Below are 1017 nucleotides of genomic sequence, written 5' to 3'. Positions count from 1 at the left end.
GGACGTCCTTTTACACTACTCCCACTTTGACGGATTACTGGTGTTAAACCAGCGTAACTACACAATTCACTTCCGCTTGTAAAACGATCAAATCCATCGGTCAAAACCACTAGCATTAATGATGTTTTGGGACCAATTCCTGGAATACTTTTTAAGCGTGTTAAAACATCTTGATGCACTTCTTTTACTAAAGCTAACAATTTATCTTCTATCATTTTTAGCTCTTTCTCAACCTGTTTTAAACTACGTTTTAAAGAGCTAACTACTACTTTACTTGGATTGCCTAAAACAGCTTCGCCATGTAGTTTGTTTTTTAGCATTGTGCTTTGTTTTGTATACACACCAAGGAGTCTGGTCATTTGAAGACATTCTAATTGATGCTTTGAGTTGCCTTTCCAAAGCTTTAATTTTACATCTTTGGCATATTCACAAATCAACTTTGAGTCACTTTTATCTGTCTTTATTTTAGACAACTTCATTTGTATAAATCGTTTTACTGATAAGGGATTTTCTACCGAAACTTTAATCCCTTCTTCTTGTAAATAATAAGCTAATTGATAATGATAATATCCCGTAGCTTCCATTACACAATGACTATTAAAATCTAACAATTTTACGAACTTTTTAAAGCCAGAAATACTGTTTTTAAACTGGTAATAATTACCTTCTGAATCTGTGACATCAAAAACTAAATGACTGATGTCTATTCCAAAATATTTTATATCTTTATTCATAACAAAATGTTTTTTTTGAAATCAAGGAACGAAGATTCACGATTTCCAATTTATTGAAATATTATAAAATGAGTAAAGGACAAGCTACGCGAGTTTCAACGACTTAAAATCGAGGTCTAAAAGCCTCATAGAACTGTACGAAATCTGGGTAGTAAAAGAGAGGGGATTTTCAATGTTGACGAGATCTGTAGTCTCTGCGTATATATTAACCTTATTCCTCTCTTTTGTGCTTTCTTATTTATATGTCTTAAATTTAATGTTTTTATTAAAATGCTAACTTAAG

1 protein-coding gene is annotated in these 1017 nt (G+C 31.7%); it reads right to left on the bottom strand.

Annotated elements, in window-relative coordinates; translation table 11 throughout:
• Nucleotides 1–734, bottom strand: a 734-nt coding sequence (locus tag JAO71_RS15705) for an IS110 family RNA-guided transposase (RefSeq protein WP_203001726.1), incomplete at its 3' end; no start/stop codon positions are given.
• Between the last annotated feature and the right edge of the window lie 283 nt (nucleotides 735–1017).

The organism is Olleya sediminilitoris (assembly GCF_016785945.1).
Taxonomy (GTDB): Bacteria; Bacteroidota; Bacteroidia; order Flavobacteriales; family Flavobacteriaceae; genus Olleya; species Olleya sediminilitoris.
The sequence above is the reverse complement of the archived record's forward strand: the minus strand, read 5'-3'. Positions and strand labels throughout refer to the sequence as shown.